This is a genomic window from Hyphomonas sp. (assembly GCF_040882205.1).
GTDB lineage: Bacteria > Pseudomonadota > Alphaproteobacteria > Caulobacterales > Hyphomonadaceae > Hyphomonas.
In genome coordinates this window covers 1-4,149 of the sequence record NZ_JBBEBT010000166.1, presented here as the reverse complement: position 1 = coordinate 4,149, position 4,149 = coordinate 1, and the positions used below count along the sequence as shown (strand labels likewise).

The window sequence follows — 4,149 nt, the reverse complement described above, 5'->3', positions numbered from 1 at the left end:
TTCTTCCACCGAGCGGCGCGAGACATCGATGGTCTTCCACTGGTTGCGCTGGAAAAAGCGGTTCGCCTGCGTGATTTCCTCGCGCACCGCTTCTTCGTCGGCATAGTCGCCGGCATCATCCTGGTTCAGTGAGATCAGGCGCTGGCGCCGGATCTGGACGAGGCGTTCGGCGGAAATCTTGAGACCGACGACCAGCGGCCCCTTGTCGCCCATCTTCTCCAGGAAATCCGGCAGCCCCGCGCCCGGTACCAGTGGGATATTTCCGGCGCGCACCTTGCGGTTCGCGAGATATACGCAGGTCGGTGTCTTCGATGTGCGGCTCACACCGAGGAGAATGACATCGGCGCCGATCAGGCTTTCCATGTTCTGGCCATCGTCATGGGCGAGTGTGAAATTGATCGCCTCCATGCGCTCGAAATAATCTTCGTCCATCGCGTGCTGGCCTGCCACGCGGTTGTTGGCAGCGACACCAAGATGTCGGCTGAGCATAGCGATGGAAGGATCCAGCACCGGCAGTGTCGGGATGCTCCGCTCACGGCAGAAAGATTCTAGCCGGGCACGCAGCGCCGCGTCCGAGATCGTGTACCAGACCACCCCCGGCGCGGCTTCGATCTCGCGTGTGACGCGTTCGAGCTGGCGTTCGGAACGCACGAGGTAGTAATTGTGCTCGAGCGGCTGGACATTCTCGAACTGGGCGCAGGCCGCGCGTTGGACGGCGTTCAGCGTCTCGCCGGTCGAGTCCGAAACGAGGTGAACATTGAAGTAGATGGCGGGACGGGTCGGCCGGGTCATGCGCCCTGTCTTGCCGGGGCTTCCCGTTTTGCACAAGGGTTGTGACTCGCCTGTGGAATGCGCCCTGCCCCACAGGGACACACATGCATTCCACAACTGGGTAAATTCGGTTCCGCCCTGATCTCCGCTTGTTCCATCCTGTGATTCCGATGAGACCTTTAACCTTGCGTTAACCATTGAGACTCGTGAAGATTCTGGTCGCCTCCAAGGCGAGCGGCGCTTGTGACTCGCTTGTGGATTTTGGTGGACAAGGCCTGAAAAACTGCGCTCTCCAGTATATGATCAGCTTCATAACTATAAGTGCCCTGACGGGCCCGTTTGAAATCGGATGGAAAGGGTTTGGCCAATGACAGCTACCGGGGGGAAAAAGTTTCTGGACGTGCTGGCTGGAATGCCGGCTTCCCCGCCCCCGGTCTGGATGATGCGGCAGGCAGGGCGTCACCTACCGGAATATCTCGAAACGCGTGCCCGTGCCCGTGACTTTCTGGATTTCTGCTACACACCGTCTCTTGCCGCCGAAGCGACGATGCAACCGGTGCGCCGGTACGGCATGGACGCGGCGATCCTGTTTGCCGACATCCTGTTGATCCTCGATGCGATGGGTCTTAGCGTCATGTTCGAGAAGGGCGAAGGCCCCCTGGTCGAAGTGATCAATGGGCCGTCTGATCTGGCACGGGTCAAGCCGCAGGCTGCCGCGGACAAGCTGTCGCCGGTGTATGAAACCGTCTCGCGGGTCAAAGCCGAGCTGCCACCTTCCTGCGCGCTGATCGGGTTTGCAGGCTCCCCCTGGACGGTGACCCTCTACGCCGTTGAGGGCCGGGGTAAGACCGACAAGTCGATGGCCTGGAGGTGGGCACATGGCCGCAAGGACGATCTCGCGGCTGCGATGGATCTCGTTGGCGAGGCCACCGCGCATTATCTCGCCGCGCAGGTCGAGGCCGGCGCCGATGCGCTGATGCTGTTTGACAGCTGGGCTGAGGGCCTGCCGGACAATATCTTTGAGGAAGTGATCATTGCCCCGACCAGGAAGCTGGTTGCGCGCCTTCGCGGCATGGGTGTGACGGTGCCGATCATCGGCTTTCCGCGCGGCGCTGGCGTGATGGTACCCGATTATGTGGTGGCAACCGGTGTGACGGGCGTCGGCCTCGATACGGCGGCGGTGCCGAAATTCATCAATAGCGCCCTGCCGGCGAATTTCCCGGTTCAGGGCCATCTCGATCCGTTGCTGCTGATTGAGGGAGGTGCGCGTCTTGACGCGAGGGTGGATCAGCTTCTGGACGCCTACCGGGGTCGTCCCCATATATTCAACCTCGGCCACGGTGTTCGACCTGAAACGCCTATCGCGAACGTCGAGCGCGTTCTGGCCCGGATTCGAAAAGGATAAGTCCGCTTATGGGCCGCAAGATCGCCGTTGTATTGTTCAATCTCGGCGGCCCCGATAAACCGGCCTCCGTGCAGCCCTTCCTCAAGAACCTGTTCCGCGATCCGGCGATCATCCGCGCCCCTTTGCCGCTGCGCTGGTTCCTGGCGCGTCTGATCTCGCGCACCCGCGCCCCGGCGGTGATCAAGAATTATGCGATGATGGATGCGGGCGGCGGGTCTCCCCTCCTGCGCGAAACGCAATTGCAGGCGCGGGCGCTGGAAGCGGAGCTGTCGAAATCGCTGCCAGGCAACGAAGTGCGGTGCTTCATCGCGATGCGCTACTGGCACCCATTCACCGAAGAAGCTGCCGCCGATGTGAAACGCTGGGGCGCGGATGAAGTGGTGCTGCTGCCGCTCTATCCTCAGTTCTCGACCACGACGACGGGCTCCTCGCTGTCGGCATGGAAGTCGGCCTTCAAAGGCAAGGCCAAGACGGTCTGCTGCTATCCCTTCGACGAAAATTTCGTGTCCGCGCATGTGGAGCGCATCCTCGAAGCACACCGGCGCGCGGGAGAGCCTGGGCAGGTGACCCTGCTGCTGTCGGCGCACGGCCTGCCCGAACAGGTGGTCCGCGACGGCGATCCCTACCAGTGGCAGTGCGAGGCGCTGGCCGAGATGATTGCCGGCCGGGTGCCTGCGCACTGGGAAGTAATCCCCTGCTACCAGTCCCGCGTAGGCCCGTTGAAATGGATCGGCCCGGCGACAGAAGCAGAAGTCGAGCGCGCGGCTAAGGCCCGCAAGCACATCCTGATCGCGCCGATCGCCTTTGTCTCCGAACATATCGAAACGCTGGTTGAGCTCGGCGAGGAATACCGCCTTGTTGCGGAGAAGGACGGCGCGGCGAGCTATACGCGCGTCGAAGCGCTTGGCACACATCCGGGTTTCATCCGCACGCTGGCAGACGAGACGGTTGCCGCGCTGGGGATGAAGTCAGACATCCGCTCCTGCGCCGGCGGGCGGCTTTGCCCTTCGGACTGGACGGGATGCCCGCATGCCGCCACTCATCATAAGGCGGGCGAGCGGATGGTCGAGCCCGCGCAATAGGACTGGGGCATGGATATCTATCTCTGGGTCAAGTCAGCCCATCTGATCTTCGTGGTGGCCCTGATGGCAGGCCTGCTCATCTATCCCCGCTACAAGATCCACCAGCTCTCGAGCCGGCCGGGCGAACCTCTGTTCGAGACGATGAAAGACGCCTCGGCGCGCCTGAAGCGGATCATCCTCAATCCAAGTCTTGGACTTGTCTGGGTCCTCGGAATCTGGATGCTATATCTGAACCCAGATTTACTGACGCAAGGCTGGATGCACGCCAAGCTGCTGCTCGTTCTGGGGATCAGCGGCCTCCAGGGTTACTTCATCACCCTCGGCAAGCGGGTCGATGCCGTCACCGGCACGGTCCAGGCAAAGACCTTGCGCATGCTTAACGAAGTTCCGTTCATCATGATGATCGGCGTCGTGATAATGGTGATCGTGAGGCCGTTCTGAGCGGACATCCTTTCCGGCTTGACGTTACCGGGCAAATTGGCGATGAGGATTTCAGCCGGTGCGCCCAATCCTCGTGGTGCCTCGTATTTACTCCTGACCGGCCCCCCCCTGACTAAATTCAAGATCCGGACCGCTCCGAATGGCTTCCTCGATGCTCGACAACCTTACCAGCGTGACTCTGCGCGAACTGAAGGCGAAATCGCCTGAAGAACTTCTCCTCTATGCCGAAGAGCTCGAGGTCGAGAATGCGTCCTCGATGCGGACGCAGGACATGCTCTTCGCGATCCTGAAGGAGCTGGCTGACAGCGAAGTCGAGATTACGGGCCAGGGTGTGCTCGAAGTCCTGGTCGACGGTTTCGGATTTCTGCGCTCGCCGGAATCGAACTATCTGCCGGGCCCGGACGATATCTATGTCAGACCCGAAGTTCTCAAGAAGGCGAATATCCGCAC

The 4,149-nt window shown here is 61.2% G+C and carries 5 protein-coding genes; 4 read left to right on the top strand and 1 reads right to left on the bottom strand.

The genetic code is table 11. The features are described 5' to 3' along the window. Positions 1–792 (bottom strand): pyruvate, water dikinase regulatory protein (locus WEA77_RS06675; protein ID WP_368067090.1); only part of this gene is annotated, 792 nt, incomplete at its 3' end. A gap of 346 nt (positions 793–1,138) precedes the next feature. On the opposite strand from WEA77_RS06675, the gene hemE reads away from it, so the two are divergent. The 4 genes from hemE to WEA77_RS06655 all read left to right on the top strand — a co-directional run. Continuing rightward, positions 1,139–2,176, top strand: coding sequence for a uroporphyrinogen decarboxylase (gene hemE, locus WEA77_RS06670; RefSeq protein ID WP_368067089.1), 1,038 nt, complete (start codon positions 1,139–1,141; stop codon positions 2,174–2,176). Positions 2,177–2,184: 8 nt separating this feature from the next. Beyond that, positions 2,185–3,258 (top strand): ferrochelatase, encoded by a 1,074-nt coding sequence (hemH, locus tag WEA77_RS06665; RefSeq protein WP_368067088.1) that lies wholly within the window; start codon positions 2,185–2,187, stop codon positions 3,256–3,258. 9 nt (positions 3,259–3,267) lie between these two features. Then, the gene (locus WEA77_RS06660; protein WP_368067087.1) at positions 3,268–3,699 is read left to right on the top strand and encodes a CopD family protein; all 432 of its coding nucleotides are present in this window, start codon (positions 3,268–3,270) and stop codon (positions 3,697–3,699) included. Between the two features lie 139 nt (positions 3,700–3,838). Then, positions 3,839–4,149: Rho termination factor N-terminal domain-containing protein (locus WEA77_RS06655; RefSeq protein ID WP_368067086.1), on the top strand; the 311-nt coding region annotated here is incomplete at its 3' end.